General features: G+C 40.4%; 19 protein-coding genes, 1 tRNA gene and 1 pseudogene. 12 read left to right on the top strand and 9 right to left on the bottom strand.

What is annotated here, in order from left to right:
* Positions 1 to 241 precede the first annotated feature (241 nt).
* The 5 genes from V7L12_RS27680 to V7L12_RS27660 form a co-directional block, all read right to left on the bottom strand.
* Positions 242 to 1,408: an EcsC family protein gene (locus V7L12_RS27680; protein WP_335089231.1), complete on the bottom strand. Its 1,167-nt coding sequence runs from the start codon at positions 1,406 to 1,408 to the stop codon at positions 242 to 244.
* 152 nt (positions 1,409 to 1,560) lie between these two features.
* Positions 1,561 to 1,908 carry a type II toxin-antitoxin system PemK/MazF family toxin gene (locus tag V7L12_RS27675; RefSeq protein WP_335089249.1) on the bottom strand — a complete coding sequence of 116 codons (348 nt, stop codon included), beginning with the start codon at positions 1,906 to 1,908 and terminating at the stop codon, positions 1,561 to 1,563.
* Positions 1,905 to 2,141, bottom strand: coding sequence for a hypothetical protein (locus V7L12_RS27670; RefSeq protein WP_292866362.1), 237 nt, complete (start codon positions 2,139 to 2,141; stop codon positions 1,905 to 1,907). Before V7L12_RS27670 ends, V7L12_RS27675 begins: the two co-directional genes overlap by 4 nt.
* A 152-nt stretch (positions 2,142 to 2,293) precedes the next feature.
* A complete protein-coding gene (locus V7L12_RS27665) occupies positions 2,294 to 3,112 on the bottom strand; it encodes an alpha/beta fold hydrolase (protein ID WP_335089228.1) in 819 nt (272 codons plus the stop codon).
* Between the two features lie 65 nt (positions 3,113 to 3,177).
* Positions 3,178 to 3,903: a lysophospholipid acyltransferase family protein gene (locus V7L12_RS27660; RefSeq protein ID WP_335089226.1), complete on the bottom strand. Its 726-nt coding sequence runs from the start codon at positions 3,901 to 3,903 to the stop codon at positions 3,178 to 3,180.
* A gap of 379 nt (positions 3,904 to 4,282) precedes the next feature.
* Between V7L12_RS27660 and metG the strand changes: the two genes are divergently transcribed.
* From metG to menH, 5 genes are all read left to right on the top strand, one after another.
* On the top strand, positions 4,283 to 5,887 hold the full coding sequence (metG, locus tag V7L12_RS27655; protein WP_335089224.1) for a methionine--tRNA ligase: 1,605 nt from the start codon (positions 4,283 to 4,285) through the stop codon (positions 5,885 to 5,887).
* A 166-nt stretch (positions 5,888 to 6,053) separates the two neighbouring features.
* Entirely contained in the window at positions 6,054 to 6,683 is a 630-nt protein-coding gene (locus tag V7L12_RS27650; RefSeq protein WP_094348455.1) for a LabA-like NYN domain-containing protein, read from the top strand.
* Positions 6,683 to 7,891 (top strand): LPS export ABC transporter periplasmic protein LptC, encoded by a 1,209-nt coding sequence (lptC, locus tag V7L12_RS27645; RefSeq protein ID WP_335089222.1) that lies wholly within the window; start codon positions 6,683 to 6,685, stop codon positions 7,889 to 7,891. Before V7L12_RS27650 ends, lptC begins: the two co-directional genes overlap by 1 nt.
* Positions 7,892 to 7,987: 96 nt before the next feature.
* Positions 7,988 to 8,389: a metal-sensitive transcriptional regulator gene (locus tag V7L12_RS27640; protein WP_335089221.1), complete on the top strand. Its 402-nt coding sequence runs from the start codon at positions 7,988 to 7,990 to the stop codon at positions 8,387 to 8,389.
* 250 nt (positions 8,390 to 8,639) lie between these two features.
* Positions 8,640 to 9,452 carry a 2-succinyl-6-hydroxy-2,4-cyclohexadiene-1-carboxylate synthase gene (gene menH / locus V7L12_RS27635; protein ID WP_335089219.1) on the top strand — a complete coding sequence of 271 codons (813 nt, stop codon included), beginning with the start codon at positions 8,640 to 8,642 and terminating at the stop codon, positions 9,450 to 9,452.
* Positions 9,453 to 9,462: 10 nt separating this feature from the next.
* Here menH and V7L12_RS27630 read toward each other — a convergent pair whose 3' ends face one another.
* On the bottom strand, positions 9,463 to 10,119 hold the full coding sequence (locus tag V7L12_RS27630; protein ID WP_335089217.1) for a glycoside hydrolase family 24 protein: 657 nt from the start codon (positions 10,117 to 10,119) through the stop codon (positions 9,463 to 9,465).
* Positions 10,120 to 10,911: 792 nt separating this feature from the next.
* Between V7L12_RS27630 and hpsJ-B the strand changes: the two genes are divergently transcribed.
* The 5 genes and pseudogenes from hpsJ-B to V7L12_RS27610 all read left to right on the top strand — a co-directional run bounded on the left by hpsJ-B (position 10,912) and on the right by V7L12_RS27610 (position 14,634).
* The gene (gene hpsJ-B, locus V7L12_RS27625) at positions 10,912 to 11,754 is read left to right on the top strand and encodes a hormogonium polysaccharide biosynthesis protein HpsJ (protein WP_335089216.1); all 843 of its coding nucleotides are present in this window, start codon (positions 10,912 to 10,914) and stop codon (positions 11,752 to 11,754) included.
* Between the two features lie 126 nt (positions 11,755 to 11,880).
* On the top strand, positions 11,881 to 12,789 hold the full coding sequence (locus V7L12_RS27620) for a glycosyltransferase family 2 protein (protein WP_335089214.1): 909 nt from the start codon (positions 11,881 to 11,883) through the stop codon (positions 12,787 to 12,789).
* 621 nt (positions 12,790 to 13,410) lie between these two features.
* Positions 13,411 to 14,175, top strand: a complete 765-nt coding sequence (locus tag V7L12_RS27615) for a DUF502 domain-containing protein (protein ID WP_335089213.1) — start codon at positions 13,411 to 13,413, stop codon at positions 14,173 to 14,175.
* Positions 14,176 to 14,188: 13 nt separating this feature from the next.
* A pseudogene (locus V7L12_RS33395) lies at positions 14,189 to 14,379 on the top strand (transposase); the annotation flags it as partial.
* A gap of 15 nt (positions 14,380 to 14,394) precedes the next feature.
* Positions 14,395 to 14,634 carry a hypothetical protein gene (locus V7L12_RS27610; RefSeq protein ID WP_335089211.1) on the top strand — a complete coding sequence of 80 codons (240 nt, stop codon included), beginning with the start codon at positions 14,395 to 14,397 and terminating at the stop codon, positions 14,632 to 14,634.
* Between the two features lie 156 nt (positions 14,635 to 14,790).
* Here the strand turns inward: V7L12_RS27610 and V7L12_RS27605 are convergent.
* Positions 14,791 to 14,862 (bottom strand) — tRNA-Thr (locus V7L12_RS27605).
* Between the two features lie 33 nt (positions 14,863 to 14,895).
* On the opposite strand from V7L12_RS27605, the gene V7L12_RS27600 reads away from it, so the two are divergent.
* The gene (locus V7L12_RS27600; RefSeq protein WP_335089210.1) at positions 14,896 to 15,189 is read left to right on the top strand and encodes a DUF3493 domain-containing protein; all 294 of its coding nucleotides are present in this window, start codon (positions 14,896 to 14,898) and stop codon (positions 15,187 to 15,189) included.
* Between the two features lie 346 nt (positions 15,190 to 15,535).
* Here V7L12_RS27600 and V7L12_RS27595 read toward each other — a convergent pair whose 3' ends face one another.
* Complete coding sequence (locus V7L12_RS27595) at positions 15,536 to 17,230, bottom strand: DUF1565 domain-containing protein (protein ID WP_335089208.1); 1,695 nt, start codon at positions 17,228 to 17,230, stop codon at positions 15,536 to 15,538.
* Positions 17,231 to 17,524: 294 nt separating this feature from the next.
* On the opposite strand from V7L12_RS27595, the gene V7L12_RS27590 reads away from it, so the two are divergent.
* Positions 17,525 to 18,061 carry an alpha/beta hydrolase gene (locus V7L12_RS27590; protein WP_335089206.1) on the top strand — a complete coding sequence of 179 codons (537 nt, stop codon included), beginning with the start codon at positions 17,525 to 17,527 and terminating at the stop codon, positions 18,059 to 18,061.
* Here the strand turns inward: V7L12_RS27590 and V7L12_RS27585 are convergent.
* A complete protein-coding gene (locus V7L12_RS27585) occupies positions 18,058 to 18,255 on the bottom strand; it encodes a hypothetical protein (RefSeq protein ID WP_012412012.1) in 198 nt (65 codons plus the stop codon). The genes V7L12_RS27590 and V7L12_RS27585 overlap by 4 nt on opposite strands.
* Positions 18,256 to 18,319 lie beyond the last annotated feature (64 nt).

Raw genomic sequence — 18,319 nt, 5'->3', positions numbered from 1 at the left:
ATCCTCGTCAATCCACCTCAGAACTCCGTTAACGAGTCTTTGATCCTCGTCAATCCACCTCAGAACTCCGTTAACGAGTCTTTGATCCTCGTCAATCCACCTCAGAACTCCGTTAACGAGTCTTTAATCCTCGTCAATCCACCTCAGAACTCCGTTAACGAGTCTTTGATCCTCGTTAATGAAGCTATGAACTCTACTCTTTTACCTCTTGCCCCATGCCCTATGCCCTATGCCCTATGCCCTATGCCCCAATTTTATTTGTGTCAATATCAAATTTGCTGGCGATCGCTGCTATTATTTTTTGCTCAACTGTTGTAATCTGATTATCAAGCTGGGCAATTTTGTAACATTGAGCCAACAAGGGTATGGCAAAATCACGATTCAGTTGATTGAGCAATACATTTAAAGGGTTGGGCGATTTGATATTTTGGGCAATGGCATCCAACGAAGTCGGAGTGAGGTTTAAAGCTTTTAATTCTGGTAAAATTTCTTGCCAAGTCTTTTCTGGATGACTAGCTAGGATCATGTGAACTAAAATTTGATCCATGAGGGCTTGTTGAGCGATCGCACTTTCTAGATACTTTTCACTTTCGGCTTTTAATGTTGCTAATGTCTGTGGCGATGCCAGGGAAGTAGATTCATCCAGCTTGGTTTCGTAAAATCGACAAGCAGCATACCCCAATGAATAGATCATCGTTGCATTTGAACTAGCTCCAATCACTGCACCCGCTAAGGGCACATTTCGCAGTAAGCCTAACCCCGCAGCTTTTAACAAACGACCTCCACCTAAAGCCAAGCCAAAAATTGCTAAAATTTCACCTTTACGGGCAGGATCTTTTAAATCTAGCCCGTAGACAGATGCAATTTGATAAAGCATTTCTGACTGCAATTTTGTTGTGGCTGTTAAATCAATTGCCAACAATGCCACTGCTATTCCTGGCAAAAAACTAGTGGCTAGTCCAACTGTGGCTGCTTGAGTGGCTTTTTCCACCATGATTCGGTGAGCAAGCTGGCTGGGTGATTCATTTGGATACTGTTTCTTAAGCTTGTTTACTGCCGCTTCTGCTTGTTCCAAATCAACAAGGTTAGTATCGCTAATTAGCCAATTGAGATTTAATACTCCAGATAGTTTTCTAATCAGCCAATTTTCGCTGAGGTGATTTACAACCTGACCGCTGGTTTGAGTTGTTTGCTCAATTAATTTGTGTGTTTCTTTTGCCCTTGCTTCTCCCACCCCTATTGCTGTGTCTAAAATTGCTTTGCCAGTCTGAGCAACAGTTTTAATCAAAGACTCTAATACAGACGGTTCATTTTCTACTGATGATTGAGCCTCGATTTTTACTTCTGAAGTTTCTCTGGGTGAATTAACTAATTTATTCACTTCTATTTCTTGGGGTTTGTCTGCCATTGCTTGACACCATCTTGTAAAGCCTCTCTATTTTGGTTGTAGCGAAGTTTGAGGGGCTTTGACATCTCTCGATAAGTACAATTCTTCAGAGTAAATAGGAATTATTCTGAGCCTTAATTATAGACATAAGATGGATGACAGAGGTTCTAATTTTACAACTGATAACCTAATGTCAACAACACTTTGCCTTCTAAAATAGTGAGTATTTCTGGAGTCAAAACACCCACTTTTCTTTGCAATCTTGTTTTATCAATTACCCGCAATTGGTGGCAAAGAGCAACTGAATCCCGTTCTAATCCCCCTTCACTACTTTGAATTAATAAACAGGTTGGCAAAGACGCACGACGCAAATTTGTTGTTAAAGGAATGGTGATGATAGTGGTAGATAATTCGGCGGCGATATTATCTTGAAAGAGAATAACTGGTCTTATGCCTCCTTGTTCAGAACCCTTGGTAGGGTCTAAATTGGCTAGCCATACTTCACCTCGTTGAACCCTTATTTCAAATCTTCTTGTATAAGTAGTTCTGCATATTCATCTAATCCTGCCTCAGCTAGTTGACGATCTTCCTGTGCAAATTCACTGTAAAGAGCAGCCATTTGATTTTTATCTATTTGCCAGCTAATATTTCTGCTGCGGAATTTGAGGAAGGCAATAAAATCACTAACTTGTTTGAGTTGTTCTTCATTCAATTTGTCTAATTCTAGGCTGAGGAATTCTTTGAGAGCAACCATTTGAGAGTCTCCAAAAATATGTGGTTAAGCTTTTTCAGGACGCAAATATTATTTGAAGGTGACGAGATATTAGCTGTCCTTGACTTTACCTTCTTTGGTAAGAAGGTAAAGTCAAGGTTGTGAACTCTCTGAATTTATGTATGGCACACTTTTTACTTTTTAAGTCTACCTTTATCAGCTTTACTTTCTAAAAAGTCGTTATCCTTAAGAATTTCATAGAGATTAGTATCTTGCTCTAGCAAGCAAGCGTGTCCACAATTAGGCAACACTACAATCTTGTTATTTGGTAGGATGTTCGCTATCCGGTTGACTTCACTTACAGAAGGCAAAAGGCGATCGCTAGCACCAGCAATCAACAAAACTGGTTGAGTTAAGCGACTTAACTGCTCCTGATCAACATGAAACTCTCGCAGTAAAGACAACCGCCAAAGAACGGTTTTTTCCGGGACAGAACGCATAGTTTTTAGCAGATCGTGGCGATCGCTGCGAGAAATGCGTTGCAAAGATGCTAGAAACGGCAACAATGCAAGTGCCCCAACATCATACAATCCTGAGGGAATTAAGTAAGTTAGCTGGGATGCCCAACTTAACCAAGGGCGAAGATGAAAGGACGAAGCTGGGTTAATTAGGATAATTCGCTTAAATAAATGGGGTGCTTGGATTGCCACTTTCATTGCCAAGCAACCACCAAAGGACTCACCACACAAGTAAACTGGCCTCTGAGAGCTTTTTTCTAATTCGGCGTCGATCAAGTCCAATACACTCTTGGTGAGTACATCCCAAGTGTTCAGGTCTTTCCGGGGGAGCGCCAAACAACGGACATCAAAGCCAGCTTCTAATCCTGCGGTTTGCGATCGCAATAGTTGACCAGTTCCATCCATTCCTGGCAAATATACCAGCAACGGATACTCTGGCTGTACTCGTTTAGGAGTCAGAAAACAAGGGTTTAGCTCAACTTCTGTGATAGTCATTGGTCATTGATATAAAACTTTTGAACTGCTGATGGTTACTTATAAAAGCTTCGGTGCTTTTGATTCTAATAGCAACCTTGACGCAGTAAATTGCTAATTTCGCTGTGACAGTGTTCTGTCAGTTCAGCCACAACAGTTCTGGCTTGTTTGCCATGATATTTTTTATGATGTTGGGGCGTAATCCAATAAGGACGACCGATTAACACTGCAACCCGACGATAAATTACCACAGGATGCCAACCACTTTGATTAAATAAAGGTTCTGAAGGGTCGAATACACTCAAAAGCCTTAAAGGGAAGCCATTGGTGTTTACCTCTTCTAAGGAGGCGATCGCGATCGGCAAAATAGCTAAATCTTGCACATTCGCTCGTAATGCCAAATGGGCAAATCCCCGCTGAAACTCACCCACCTGATTTGGCTGAGTAAATTTCACCATTGGTGTAGTCCCTTCTGGAAATACTCCCACCATCTGCTTGGACTGCAATAGCACCTGCGACTGCAAAAAAAAGCTTTGCAGGCGGTTTTGAGTTTCTTCCAAGGGAAAACACCCCAATTGACCGATGACAATCTCCCGCATGACTGGCACTTGTCCCATGTAGTGATGGCAAGCAAAGCGAATCGGATTCGATAACGCCGCCATTAAAATCAGTGCATCCATAAAGCTGCGATGATTGCTGACTACCACCACCCTGGCATCCTGGGGAATGCGGTCTTCGTAATAGCGGAACATTTGCGTTGAGAATGCCGCCACCAAAGCGCGAGAAATCTCTAGGGGGCTATTTCCACTCATACCTAATCAATATATTTTCCGGTAAATATGGCAATTTGTCTTAATTTTAGTTTTACATTTCTTTACTATTGTCATGACCGTCTTAAGATAGAAATATCTAATCTCCAAAAGCAACTAGATTTTCTGTATTCTTGATTATGTATTCTTGAACACAAGAATATCTAATATAAACTATTCAAAAAAATTATGATTAGTTTATTTCCATTTTTTAGGTAAAAATGAGTTTAATTGATGCATATTAAAAAAAATTTTTGGATTTGATAAATTTGCTAGTATGAAGATATTATTGGAAAAAATGGTAATAATGTTGTATAATTACCTGGTTTTGTCGAAAAAAGGTAAGATGTAAAACGTTTTAATAAGTTAATTTTTATTTTGCATGAATCTAGTGAATAAAAAAGAAAAGACATTTGCGCTGACCACACCCCTATATTATGTAAATGATGTCCCTCATATCGGCAGTGCTTACACGACGATCGCAGCCGATGTAGTAGCGCGATTTCAGAGGCTACTAGGGCATCGAGTATTACTAATTACAGGTACAGATGAACATGGGCAAAAAATTCAGCGCTCGGCAGAAAGTTTAGGCAAAGCACCACAAGAGTTTTCTGATGAAATTGTCCCTAGTTTCGTGAGTTTATGGCAATTATTAGACATTCAATACGATCGCTTTAGTCGAACTACTGCACCTCGTCATGAAGCGATCGTTAAAGAATTCTTTGAGCGAGTCTGGGAATCTGGTGATATCTACCAAGGACAACAACAAGGCTGGTACTGCGTATCCTGCGAAGAATTCAAAGAAGAACGGGATCTGTTAGAAGGACACCGTTGCCCAATTCATACTAACAAAGAAGTGGAGTGGCGAGACGAACAAAACTATTTTTTCCGCTTATCCAAATATCAAACTAAGCTGACAGAATTTTATCAATCTAAACCGGATTTTATTCAACCAGAAAGTCGGCGTAATGAAGTTCTCAACTTTGTCAATCAAGGACTGCAAGACTTTTCCATTTCACGAGTGAATTTAGATTGGGGTTTTCCCGTACCAGTTGATCCTAAGCACACTCTCTATGTCTGGTTTGATGCGCTGCTAGGCTATGTCACAGCATTACTAGAACCAGATGCAGAACCGACTTTAGCAAATGCTTTAGAAACATGGTGGCCGATTAACCTGCACCTAATTGGTAAAGATATTCTGCGCTTTCATGCAGTTTACTGGCCAGCAATGTTGTTGTCGGCTGGCTTACCCTTGCCAGAGAGAGTATTTGGGCATGGCTTTTTGACTAAAGATGGTCTAAAGATGGGCAAAAGTCTGGGTAACACCCTTGATCCTGTGGCATTAGTTAAGAGCTATGGTAGTGATGCCGTTCGTTATTACTTCCTTAAGGAAATCGAATTTGGCAAAGATGGAGATTTTAATGAAGTTAGGTTCATTAATGTTCTGAATGCAGATTTGGCAAATGATTTAGGTAATTTGCTCAATCGCACTTTGAGTATGGTGAAAAAGTACTGTGCTGAGAATAATGTCCCATCAATAGGCAATGAAGCGATTCCTGACGAAAATCCTTTGAAAGCCATTGGTTTACGTCTAGGGGAACAGGTAAAACAAGCATATCAGGAGCTAGCCTTCAGTCAAGCTTGTGAGGCTATCCTTTCACTGGCGCAAGCCAGTAATAAATTTATTGATGAACAAGCTCCTTGGTCATTATATAAACAGGGACAGCAGGAGTCGGTGGAAAAGGTTCTCTACGCAGTTCTAGAATCAGTTAGACTAGCAGCTTATCTGCTATCCCCAATTATTCCGAACATTAGTAGCGATATTTATCAGCAGCTAGGCTTCAGAATAAATTTTAACGATCAAAAACAAAGTTCAGTTACTGCTCCTTTTGCAACCCATGCTACATGGGGTTTACTATCGAGCAAACAACAGTTGGGTACACCCCAACCGATTTTTAAGCGAATAGAACCCCCGAAAAACGATTAGTCCTTATCAAACTCTGATTTTGTTCAATTTTTTATTTTCTCACAAAATTTATCGTGGCTCAATTTAAATTAGCCGCGGAACATTATCATAAGCCGCTGTGACTAGCATCTAAAAGTTGGTAATTTGTATCAAAAATAACAGGGATAAAAATTGAGGTATCACAATGATGTTGAATAATTTGGAAAATGATTCAATATTTACGCCAGAACAAGTTTTGGAGAATCGGGGTAGGGTCGCCATATTTATTGATGGCTCAAATTTATTTTATGCTGCACTGCAACTAGGGATTGAAATTGATTACACGAAGTTATTATGTCGATTAACAGGAGGTTCTAGATTACTGCGTTCTTTTTTCTACACTGGTGTAGACCGGACAAACGAGAAGCAACAGGGGTTTCTGCTGTGGATGCGTCGCAATGGCTATCGAGTCATTGCTAAAGATTTAGTCCAACTACCAGATGGCTCTAAAAAAGCTAACCTGGATGTAGAAATAGCAGTAGACATGATGGCACTAGTAGATTCTTATGATACCGCAGTTTTAGTCAGCGGTGATGGGGATTTGGCTTATGCAGTAAATTCAGTCAGCTATCGTGGCGTGCGGGTAGAAGTTGTGAGCTTGCGTTCGATGACCAGCGACAGCTTAATTAATGTAAGCGATCGCTACATTGATTTAGAAGCCATCAAAGAAGATATTCAAAAAACCCCTCGCCAAAGCTATCCATACCGGCCGTTATCTGGTATCGGTTTTTTGGAAGACCCCAGAACTAGTGATGGACACCTAGAAATCCAAGAATAATGGCGTATCAATTTCATAAAAGAGGGAGATGGGGAAAGAGAAAAATTAAAAATTTCTCCTCCACTCCCTCCTTTCTTGTTTTACCTTTGACCTTTTTATTGGTATTTGGTTTAGTCGCCTGCGGGGGCAAATCTCCCCCAGCTTCCCAACAAAATACTACGGATTCATCTAATAAAGATAGCAATTTGACTTTCTTTGATGTCACCCTAGAACAAGCAGATGAAGTGGGAAGACCAATTTGGAAAGTCAGGGCTAAAACCGCAAAATACACCAAAGAAAAACAAATTGGTCAGGCTGAAAGTCCTTATGGTGAACTATATCAAGATGGTAAAATTGTTTACCAAATCAAGGCAGATGTAGCAGACATTGAACAAGATGGGAAGCAGTTGTTTCTAAAAGGTAAGATATTTGCCACAGATCCTAGTAATGGGATTGTGTTGCAAGGTAATGAATTAGAATGGCGTCCCAAAGAAGATTTGTTGATTGTTCGTAACAAGATTAATGGCACTCATAAACAACTACAAGCAGTAGCACAGGAAGTACGAGTTAAAACCCGCGAACAGCGGATGGAATTTTCTGGAGGAGTAGTAGCAAATTCTATTGATCCCCAGATGCAAGTGAGAACTGAACATTTAATCTGGAATATTAAAGAAGAAAAACTGATTGGCGATCGCCCCCTAGAAATTGACCGCTACAAAGATAATAAAATTAGCGATCGCGGTAAGGGAAATTCTGCCGAAGTCAACTTAAAAACAAAAATTGCCACTGTCCAAAAGAATGCTCAACTAGAATTACTAGACCCACCACTGCAAATAGCTAGTAACTCTATGACCTGGAACATGAACGCAGAAACTGTCACCACAAACTCACCTACGCGAATGTTCCAGCGTGCCGAAAATGTCACAGTGACAGCTAATCAAGGTGAAATGAAAATACCACAAAAAACCGTTTATTTAACAGGTAATGTTAACGCCGTTGGTCAGCGTCGCCAGTCTCTAAGAGCCAATACACTAACTTGGTATTTAGACAATAAGTTAGTTGAAGCTCAGGGAAATGTTGTTTATCGACAAATTGACCCACCATTAAATTTTGTGGGTGAAACAGCAGTTGGTAATCTGCAAACAGAAAATATTCTTGTCAAAGGTGGCAGTTCTAGCGGTAGGGTAGTAACGGAGATTATTCCTCAAGAAAGAGCCAAGCGTCAGTAGTAAAGTTAGGGTGAATGGGGCCCACCTTCACCTAGAAATTTTGGGTTAGTTCAATACTAAACTAGGATCTAAGTAATACAAGCCTTTTGATAGCCCATGAATGGATCAAACCGATTAGGTAAGGAATCCTTGCCAACATCCCAGCAAGCAGAACATTCCCACTATCATGATACAGACCATGAGCATACAGATTATCCTCATGGGACTGGAGAGTTGGCTCATCCTCATATCCATAGCGAAGAGTCTTTACGCCGAATTGTCAATCGATTATCGCGTATAGAAGGACATGTTCGTGGTATTAAGGCAATGGTGCAGCAAAGTACCCCTTGTCCAGATGTTCTACTGCAAATTGCCGCAGTGCGGGGCGCATTGGATCGGGTAGCGCGAATTGTTTTGGATGAACATTTAACTGAGTGTATTGGTAGAGCTGCACAAGAGGGTAATATTGACGTTGAAATTAAACAGTTAAAAGCTGCTTTAGATCGATTTTTACCTTAAAAATTAAAAAAAGAAAAAATTAACTTGCACGACAAGACATTTTGTAGAGATGCGACATTTGGTGTATTGACTCAAGCAGAGGGTTATTTATGCCAAAATTAACACAACACGTGTATTAGGAAGGAGAGTTTTGGCATTACCTATCTTACCAAGGAGCAAAAAGGCAATGCCTACGGCGGCAAGCTACGCGTAATTATCAATAAGAAGAAAGAAAAAGCGCTCAATCAAATTTTATCTATCTCCTCTAAAAATGACTTTAAAAGAATATAATTTTAACTATTATTTAAATATCAATATAAACAAACATATCATTCTTTTTTTACACGGTTTCATGGGAAATATTAATGAATTTGATGAAGCCATAAAATTACTAGATGAAGATTTTTCTTATATTATCCTTGATTTACCAGGACATGGTAAAACCCAAGTTTTAGGAAGCGATGAATACTATAAAATAGAACCTACTGCTCAAGCAATAATTAATTTATTAGATGAATTAAAAATAGATAAATGTTACTTAATTGGTTATTCAATGGGTGGAAGATTGGCTTTATACCTAACTCTACATTTCCCAGAACGTTTTATTAAAGTTGTATTAGAATCAGCTTCCCCAGGTTTAGCAACAGAGGCAGAGCGATTAGAACGAGTTAGACGTGATGCTCAGATAGCTAAAAAATTAAGCAGAACTATTACTCAAACTGATTTTGCTGCTTTTCTGTCAAATTGGTATAGTCAGCCCATTTTTGGTTCTATCAAAAATCATCCAGAATTTGAAAGGTTGCTAGAAAATCGGTTGCAAAATCATCTGATTGAATTAACAAAATCACTCAAATTTATGGGTACTGGTAATCAACCATCTTTATGGGAAAAACTCAAAGATAATACAACGCCTTTACTTTTACTAGCTGGTGAGAAGGATGAAAAGTTTAAAGATATAAATACAGAAATAGCTAATATATGTAAAATTGCACAATTAAAAGTAATTAGTAATACTGCACATAATATTCACTTTGAAAACACTGTAGAATTAGTGCAAAATATTAGAGAGTTTTTCAATAATTAGTAAAATAAGTTTACTGCTTCTTTAGCTGCTTATCTGATGGCTTAATTTGGGGAGTTGGGGTTAAGTTTACTTTTGGTGGTTGCTTCACTGGGATTAATTCCTCTTGCAACATTTTCTGATAAACTTTAGGCAAAGAGTTACTAACAGAATTAGTTTCTATGCCATATCCCAAACTTGTCCAAGTGGGAGAGAGTCGCCGCAAAACATCATTTAACTTTCCTTGACGCAACAGTTGAGAAATATTAATTCCCCAAACTTTAGAATCATTTAACCAACGGTAAACTACTACATCTTGATATTCTGCTTCAAAACTATAAGCAGTCCAAAACATCATCCGCATCGGCTTTGGGTGATAACGAGGGGCTAAACGATACCAAGTAATGTTGATAATTTGATATCTGCCAGCAGCGGTAGAACAATTACCTGTGTTGGGGCCTGTGATAATTGTGACGCATATCTCAGGATGTCGGCTAAGGTCGTTGACTTGCTGTCCACCGTATAACAGCGAATAGGGACGGTTTCCACTAGCTTCACTTGCCGAGATGGTTCGCATTAAAGCGCGGATATAAGGGTCGCCTTGTTTCATCACCAAAGGCGGCTGTTTATTTTCAAAGATGGGATCGGAAGGCGATCGCAAGTCTCCAATATACCATTGCAACAAATACACAAAGCCGAGAAGCGCGGCTATTGGGCCAATAAGTTTTTCAACACCTTTGAATTCAAAGCCTTTCAGAGTCTGACTCCTTCAAATTCACTCTCTTTGCTAACAAAAATCATCGACGAACTGATTCCAGTAAAGTTCACACCTGATTGTTAGTTATTATTTCCGATTTGCTCATTTTTTTTAGGAATTAGCAAAAAAGAGTATAAATACAGGAGTTTGTAAGTAACTGAGGTACAAAATGCAGGACTCACGCATCAAATATAAAGAGTTTCTACCTCCTGCCTCAAAACCCGTAGCTTTGTACTTCATGCAAAAGAAAACTACTGTAAGTATAGCAAGCGAGATATTCGCAAAAATACCGCCCAAGTATAAATTCAATTGCTTCGAGTAGCATCTGCTCTCAGTAATAATTGCTTCCTTGCTCAAATCGGGCGATAAGTCGATACAGCCTGATTGGAAAGATTTCGATTTAAGTTGACACCGATGCACATCTGTGATGCCCTACAAAAGGTCTGTATTACGACCGATTGAGAACTGCAATCAGGGAGATTGGGTAATTAATGAGTCAGTTTCTCTAACCCCGCATGAACTTCGTATCTTAAAATACCAGGAATTTCCTGAAGACACTGTAGATAACAAATGTTACTGTGGCCTAGTTGAAAACCAAGAGGCAGATAGCCTTTAGCAATATTGAATCTGCTTTGTGTTTTTACACAATAGTCATAGTCATGGGCACAATATTCAAGTAGCTTGAAATATGAAAATCACTCGTATTCACCACCAGTTTGAAAAACTATGGTTAACCGTTTTACTTCCGTGAGTACTGCTCTCACACTTAAGGTAGTTGGAATAATCTGCATTTTGTCCTTTTTCGTTGACTTTTTGATTCTGTTGTTACCCTTTCAACCCACCGATCGGGTGTGGCAAATCAATTTGGGAACAGCGCTCGTTGATCGAGGAATTGTTCCTCTAGTCGGTTTGGGGCTTCTATTTGCTGCCTATTGGATTGAGAATGCTGATGCAGCAAGCGATCGCCCCCAAGGTATCGATTTAAGATTTCCCGCCGCGATTATCTCCAGTATTTTAGGGTTGATGTTCTTGCTGATTTTTCCCCTGCACCTAAATAACGTCAATCAAGCCAAGGCTCAAACACTCAACCGAATCACCCAAGAAGCAGATCAGGCAGAAACTCAACTGAACACTCGGTTATCGCAATTGCAAGCACAACTGAATACTGAGCAAGGAAAAGCGCAACTAGACCAGTTGCGAAACCAAACCAAAGCTCAGTTTAGTGAAATCCTCAAAGATGACCAAAAATATAAGCAAGCAATTGAAAGCCCTCAAATTCCCGCAAATATAAAAGAGTTACTCAAGAAGGCTAAAACAAATCCCCAATTACTTGACAAAGCTATCGAACAACAAACAGATATTCAAACGCTGCAAACTCAACAACTGAGCCAACTTCGCCAGCGCCGAGACGAAGCACTGCAACAAGCTAAAGATACTGCTTGGAAGTCTGGACTGCGGATTGGTATTAGCAGTTTGCTATTGTCCATTGGTTACATTATCATCGGCTGGACAGGCTTAAGAGGCAGGGGTGCTGTACAAGGTGGTAAACCTAGAGCTGCCGCACGCTAATCCACTATTGGCATGGCAGTAGGACGTATCCAAAAATTATTTACGGATTATACTGCCATGTGCCTAATAGCTAATAACCATAAAAAGGCAATTATCACTGAGTAAAATCGCTATAAAACTTGAGTAATGTTCTCAATTTACATACTGACATATAACGAAGAACTAGATATTGCTGCTTGTATCGAATCAGCAATGTTATCAGATGACATCATTGTTGTGGATTCATGCAGTAGCGATCGCACTGTGGAAATCGCCAGTCGCTATCCCATCCGTGTTGTCCAACACGCTTTTGAAAGCCACGGACGCCAACGCACCTGGATGTTAGAGTCTATCCCCCCAAAGCATCAATGGGTTTACATTCTCGAAGCTGACGAGCGCATGACACCAGAACTGTTTGCGGAATGCGAAAAGGCAAGTCAGAACCCAGATTACATCGGTTACTACGTGGCTGAACGCGTCATGTTCATGAATCGTTGGATTCGCTACAGCACACAGTATCCCCGTTACCAAATGCGACTCTTCCGCCACGGGAAAGTGTGGTTTACAGACTACGGTCATACTGAGCGTGAAGTTTGTGAGGGTGCAACTAGCTTTTTAAAAGAAACATACCCACACTATACTTGTAGCAAAGGTTTGAGCCGCTGGATTGACAAGCACAACCGTTATTCTACGGATGAGGCGCAAGAAACACTGTATCAAGTAGAACAGGGTAAGGTTAACTGGCAAGATTTATTCTTTGGCAAATCGGAAGTAGAAAGACGGCGTGCCTTGAAAGATTTGTCTTTACGTTTGCCCGCCAGACCGTTGCTACGGTTTGTATATATGTATTTTTTCTTAGGCGGATGTTTAGATGGACGCGCCGGAGTCGCTTGGTGTACATTGCAGGCATTCTACGAATACCTGATTTTGCTCAAAGTGTGGGAAATGAAGTATCTACCAAAACCTAATTTAGATACAACAGCAATTTTGGTACAAGAGAGTACACAACAGGTGCAGTGCGCGGATTCTGAAACTACACAGGTTGATGCGGCGTGAAGAGAGGTGGAGATTATAAGGATTTCCTGTATAGCGATCGCAAAATCATAGGGCGCACAGATGTGCTACACAGATCCCTGACTTCGTAAAAGTTGTCAGGGATCTTGTTTTTCATAATTCAAGACTAGATAAAAAAGACTTCCAAATAAAAAACATCCCAAATTCTCTAACGGAACGGGTGTCCCCATCTCTTCTATATTCAGGGCAGGCAGAATACTCACCCCACAAGATGGATAATTTATTTCTTGGAAATCCCTAACAAATTAATATTTTTAACAGAACATTTTCATAAAAGCCACCCTTGCTCAAAAGTGAGTGATTGACCAGATAAAATAATTTATTAGTTTACCCTGTAGGACTTTCACAATCATGAGCAGCTTTTGATTCAGCGCGGTAGATTAATAATATCTAAGAACTTGCAACAATCATTTACAAGTCTTATAAATAAAAGTAACATCCTCTAAGAATAACCAGTCACCATCGGATTGGTTAATGTCTATGTGTATGCTTATAGGAAAATAGCTGATTTCCAGCAGCAGGCAACTTGCTAGCATTTTAGACAGTTACTTGCGGCAGAATCTGCCAAAGTTAAAGCCTTCGGAATTTGACGAATCTGCTGGTATGGATACGAATAACAAAAGTTCCTCTAGCTTAAAACAGGAGAATCGGGGCTTGGTAATCGAGCGTCTAAAACAGGACTTAAAAAACGACCTGATTGCTGGTTTGTTGGTAATAATTCCCCTAGCAACCACTATCTGGCTGACAATTACCATTGCAACTTGGGTAATCAACTTCCTCACCCAAATTCCCAAACAATTGAATCCCTTTGATGGGTTAAACCCGGTTTTAGTAAATATACTTAATTTTTTAGTAGGGTTAGCTGTACCCCTACTAAGTATATTGCTAATGGGCTTGATGGCTCGGAATATAGCTGGGCGGTGGTTGTTAGATTTTGGTGAGCGATTATTACAGGCAATTCCTTTAGCAGGACAGGTATACAAAACTCTCAAACAGCTTTTAGAAACAATACTAAAAGATTCTAATGGCAAGTTTCGTCGGGTAATTTTGGTAGAGTATCCTCGCCGAGGAATTTGGGCGATCGCTTTTGTTACTGGTGCAATCAGCAGTGATATCCAAGCCCAGATGTCTCGCCCCGTGCTAAGTGTCTTTATCCCCACCACCCCAAATCCGACTACCGGATGGTACGCAGTCGTTCCTGAAGACGAGGTGGTGAACCTCTCCATGTCGATTGAAGACGCCTTTAAAATAGTTGTATCAGGTGGTATTGTCGCCCCCAATACGCCTTTGGTTTTCTCCAAAGAGTCCACATTGGAAGTGAAACACGACGAAATCAAGCAGCAGGTTATTCCCGTTGAAGAAACTTAAAATCAATCTGGCATTGTTTAAAGGTTTAGCCTTTGGTGGAAAGACTTCTGTAGATTGGTTTTTTGGGTTCAAGCAACATAATAAGTCGTCAATGAGCTTGGTCAACTCTTAAATGTTACTCTCACAACTGGTAATATTGATGACCGTAAACCAGTTCCTGATTTCCTCAGTGGTCTGTTTGGCAAAATCTTTGCCGATAGAGGTTAGTACATCAATATATTGGCTAAAGAAATTATTGCGATGCCTTCGGCGAGCTTCTCTACGAGACGCTCCGCGAACGCTAACGCACAAACCTACAAAGCTAGCAGTATCGTTTTGCCTAAGTTAGGGGATATGCGGGAGATTGTCCAAAGTGAAATTCAACCCATAGCCGAAGCAAAATGTCCTGGCTCTGTAGAAATTCAGCCAAAATATACTCCTTTTTCATTTAAAAAGAGCTTTTTGAATTCAAAAGCGTAATAATAGGGGTTCAAATCTATCTAAGCTCCATAAATTGTTGCTTTTCAGAAAGATGAGAATAACTTGTCACAACTACATTAATCTCTCAGCGACGACACATAATTAGTTACTGTACAATTTATGTCAAACTCTAATATTGAAGAATACTTTCATTAAAGCCGATGATGGGATTTGAACCCACGGCCTGCTGATTACGAATCAGCTGCTCTACCACTGAGCCACATCGGCGTACACAATCTAAGAGTATAACATGATTTAATCATGGTAGATCAAAATCCTAAAAATCGCCTTAATCCTGAACAATATGCCAGCCTCAAAGCAGAAATAGTCGCTCCTTATCGGGGCTTACGACAATTTTTCTATATTGCTTTCGGTGCTTCTGGCTCACTCGGTGCATTCGTCTTTTTCTTCCAAGTGCTTGCTGGACGAGATGTTGAGAGTGCTTTGCCTAGTTTAGCTCTCCAAGTAGGAATCGTTGCCCTAATGGTCTTCTTCTGGCGCTGGGAACAGCGTCGGCAACAACCCCCCAATTCGGGTAAAAATCCTAATTCCTGAAGGGAGAAATTTTAGCTAATTTTTGACTACTTTCTTTTGATATATCTTTTCTTCAAATTTACTCATGCTTTTATGAAGATTAAAATATCAAGAGAGAAAAAATAAAAAAATTATTAGGAAATTTCAAAAAGCAAAAATTTTCTGAAAATATAGGAATCATTGAAACGGGGTCAGCCAATATAAAGACCCTGACCATAAACCCAATCACATTCAAATGGGGTCAGCTATATTTAAAGACCCCAAATTTTATGTTTAAAAAACCCTAAAATTCATAAAACTCACATTATTTGGAAGCGCCAGACTGATAATTTTTTAGTCTGGCGCTTCCAATTTGCTAACTAGGCATTTACTGAACTGTTACCAAATAGGATGAAGGAATTGGTTGGGCACGTCCAGCATTCACGAGTGCCTGGTAAACAAAGGCAGCAACTTCGGCTCTAGTCGCTTCACGATTAGGATTGAGTTGCTTGGCTGTGGGATAGTTGATTACTAGTTGCTTGGCAGTTGCCGCTGCAACAGGAGCGATCGCATAATTAGGAATCTGGGCAGCATCGGTGTAAAAGGAAACGACATTTTGATTATTTGCAGTTAAGCCCAAACCATTAGCTAAAGAGACTAACGCTTGGACTCTAGGAATTTGCTGCTGTGGCTTAAAAGTGCCATCGGGATAGCCAGAAACAAATTGACTCTGGTAAGCAGATTGAATGGCAGCGTAAGCCCAGAAATTGCTTGCTACATCCTTAAACTGAATGGCTGCGCGTTTAGTTGGTGGCTTTAAGGCTTTAGTGACAATAGTGGCAAATTGAGCGCGGGTTACAGGTTCATTGGGTTTAAAGCTGCCATCAGGAAAGCCCGCAATAATATTTTGGGAGGCTAGAGCTTCGATGTAGGTTTTTGCCCAGTAATTTGCTGGTACATCTTTAAAGGCAACAGGCCCTCCAGGCGGTACATCAACACTTGCGGCAACAAAATCTACTGAGCCAAAAATCTTTTTCTGATCGATATCGTTGCCAACAGCGACAATTTTACTGGTTTTAGTGGCGTTGTTCACATCATAACGAGTGTTATTGCGGATAAGATTGCCACCAGGATTTTCGTTGGTGCCAAGGTCGGGTGAAGCGTTGACAGTTGCTACTACTCCATCCCGCTTATTATTTTGAATGACATTCTTACGCAATAGAGGCTTGGCTGACTCTGAGATAAAAAGACCGTCTTGGTTTTCGATAATTTGGTTTTCTACAATTAGAGGTGTGGAAGTACCACCGATCGCAAGACCAAAACCAGTATCCTGAAATAAGTTACTCCGAATTTCTCCTTGGGCAGTCTTAGCAATTGAAATCCCATTGCCTTTGTTTTGCACAAAGAGGTTACTTTCAATTTTGGGATTGCCTGTACCCGTGACAAAAACACCTTCTCTGACACTGTTAGTAAAAGTACTGTTTTTGATAATCGGATTAGTTGACTCCACCCACACACCCGTACCCCGGCTATTTGGGTTGGTGACGGTGACACCAGTGATCGTGGTATCTTGCTCGGCAAGGATGGTAATGTCCTGTCTGGCAAAGGTGCGACTAGTGTAGAAACCTCCACCTGTAATTAATATCGCCTGACCTTTAGTAGATTCATCACCCCGCAGTGTCACCCCTGGTTTAAGCAACAGTGGGAAGGTTTCGCCACTTTCTTGGTTATAGTTACCAGGTGCTAATTGAATCACTGCACCTGCTTGGGCTTGACTGAGAGCGAAACTGATGCTTTTGTAGGGTGCTGTTGAGGTTGCACCAGCACCAGCCCTATCTGCACCAGTTGCTGGATTAACGTAAATCGCTGCGGCAGTTGCAGGAGCTTGCGCTGTAAGAGTTGGGGCGATATTTTCTGGATGAGTGGCATTAGCATTAACCTCATTAGGTAGTAGTATTGACCCACTAGAAACAACAAGTATTGCCGTTAGTCCGGCTCCCAGGCGCAAAGTGTATCTGAGATGACTGCTAGAAAGAAGGCGAAAATTTTTCACCAGAGAAATGTGAGAACCCCGATATTTCATTTTTTCTGTCTGTGATGTTTTGAATTACGGTATGTCGAACAAGGTTAAAGATAACAGCGTTGTAGCTGCTCTAAAACCCATGCAAAACTATACTGGATGATTAGCACTGATTCAGCTAAATTCCCTAGATAGGTCACAGAACTTATACATTAGTTATATTGTGTTATTCAGAAAATTTTCTTAGGGGCACTATAAAGATGAGGTGATTTTTAGTATTCCCTAAAGCTAAATGCTGCAACTAGTTCTGCTGGAATATCATCACAGAAAAAGCAAACCTATTGGAAATCTAGAGAAATGCATTTTAATTTTTTGGGGCTGCGTCGCGTCTTAGTTTTAGTAAGCAGTATCTGTCTTCTCTTTTTGTCCACTCCTGCCTTTGCTGCGGAACGAGTAGTGCTGAAGTATGGTATCTTCCGTGAATCACTTTCTGTAGAGGAACTATCCACCTTTTCCCAAACAGGTGAACTCTCACGTTCACTAAGAGTGAATTTAGCTTTGGCGCGACAAGATCCCAAAGCCATTCCTCAGTATTTAACAAAGCCTGTGAAGGTAAACCCTGTATTTATAGATAGGGTGCTAAATAGCCAAATTGGTAATATTATTTTGGATCAAATTAGTCAAGTTACTTATACACCGTCTCAAAGAGCAGATCGACAGGCTTTACGAGCCGCTTTGCTACTTTCTGCTAGTCAAGACAGGCAAGTATCGCTGATTGAAATTATTAAAAATTATCCTACTAATGAAGTGGAAGTTGATGGCGATCGCTTGGAGGGTGCATACCGTCAACTCCGCCGCTTGCAAACAAGCTTACAAGATTTATTTGGTGTTTAGTAAGCTAAAGTTTCTAAAGTTTCTCGTAAATACCGCTGTACCTGCTGTTCCAAGCGAATTCCATGCAATTGAGCATCGCGTTCTAGTTGCCAACGTTGAAAACCTGAACTAGTGGAGATCGCACATTTGAGGCTATACCAAATTTCAGTATCGGCAGAAAATTGGCGATCGCTAGAAGCTGGAATTTGAGCCATAGTTCCTTATTCCTTTATTTTAAACTTCAACGGTGACTGGACATTAGGCATTGGGCATTGGTTA

The sequence above is a fragment of the Nostoc sp. genome (assembly GCF_036918245.1).
Classification (GTDB): Bacteria; Cyanobacteriota; Cyanobacteriia; order Cyanobacteriales; family Nostocaceae; genus Nostoc.
The sequence above is the reverse complement of the archived record's forward strand: the minus strand, read 5'-3'. Positions and strand labels throughout refer to the sequence as shown.

Bases quoted from the DNA above. Each gene is read 5' to 3' on its own strand.
- V7L12_RS27680 (WP_335089231.1), bottom strand. From the start codon at position 1,408: ATGGCAGACAAACCCCAAGAAATAGAAGTGAATAAATTAGTTAATTCA.
- V7L12_RS27670 (WP_292866362.1), bottom strand. From the start codon at position 2,141: ATGGTTGCTCTCAAAGAATTCCTCAGCCTAGAATTAGACAAATTGAAT.
- V7L12_RS27665 (WP_335089228.1), bottom strand. From the start codon at position 3,112: ATGACTATCACAGAAGTTGAGCTAAACCCTTGTTTTCTGACTCCTAAA.
- V7L12_RS27660 (WP_335089226.1), bottom strand. From the start codon at position 3,903: ATGAGTGGAAATAGCCCCCTAGAGATTTCTCGCGCTTTGGTGGCGGCA.
- metG (WP_335089224.1), top strand. From the start codon at position 4,283: ATGAATCTAGTGAATAAAAAAGAAAAGACATTTGCGCTGACCACACCC.
- V7L12_RS27650 (WP_094348455.1), top strand. From the start codon at position 6,054: ATGTTGAATAATTTGGAAAATGATTCAATATTTACGCCAGAACAAGTT.
- lptC (WP_335089222.1), top strand. From the start codon at position 6,683: ATGGCGTATCAATTTCATAAAAGAGGGAGATGGGGAAAGAGAAAAATT.
- V7L12_RS27640 (WP_335089221.1), top strand. From the start codon at position 7,988: ATGAATGGATCAAACCGATTAGGTAAGGAATCCTTGCCAACATCCCAG.
- menH (WP_335089219.1), top strand. From the start codon at position 8,640: ATGACTTTAAAAGAATATAATTTTAACTATTATTTAAATATCAATATA.
- hpsJ-B (WP_335089216.1), top strand. From the start codon at position 10,912: ATGGTTAACCGTTTTACTTCCGTGAGTACTGCTCTCACACTTAAGGTA.
- V7L12_RS27620 (WP_335089214.1), top strand. From the start codon at position 11,881: ATGTTCTCAATTTACATACTGACATATAACGAAGAACTAGATATTGCT.
- V7L12_RS27615 (WP_335089213.1), top strand. From the start codon at position 13,411: ATGGATACGAATAACAAAAGTTCCTCTAGCTTAAAACAGGAGAATCGG.
- V7L12_RS27600 (WP_335089210.1), top strand. From the start codon at position 14,896: ATGGTAGATCAAAATCCTAAAAATCGCCTTAATCCTGAACAATATGCC.
- V7L12_RS27595 (WP_335089208.1), bottom strand. From the start codon at position 17,230: ATGAAATATCGGGGTTCTCACATTTCTCTGGTGAAAAATTTTCGCCTT.
- V7L12_RS27590 (WP_335089206.1), top strand. From the start codon at position 17,525: ATGCATTTTAATTTTTTGGGGCTGCGTCGCGTCTTAGTTTTAGTAAGC.
- V7L12_RS27585 (WP_012412012.1), bottom strand. From the start codon at position 18,255: ATGGCTCAAATTCCAGCTTCTAGCGATCGCCAATTTTCTGCCGATACT.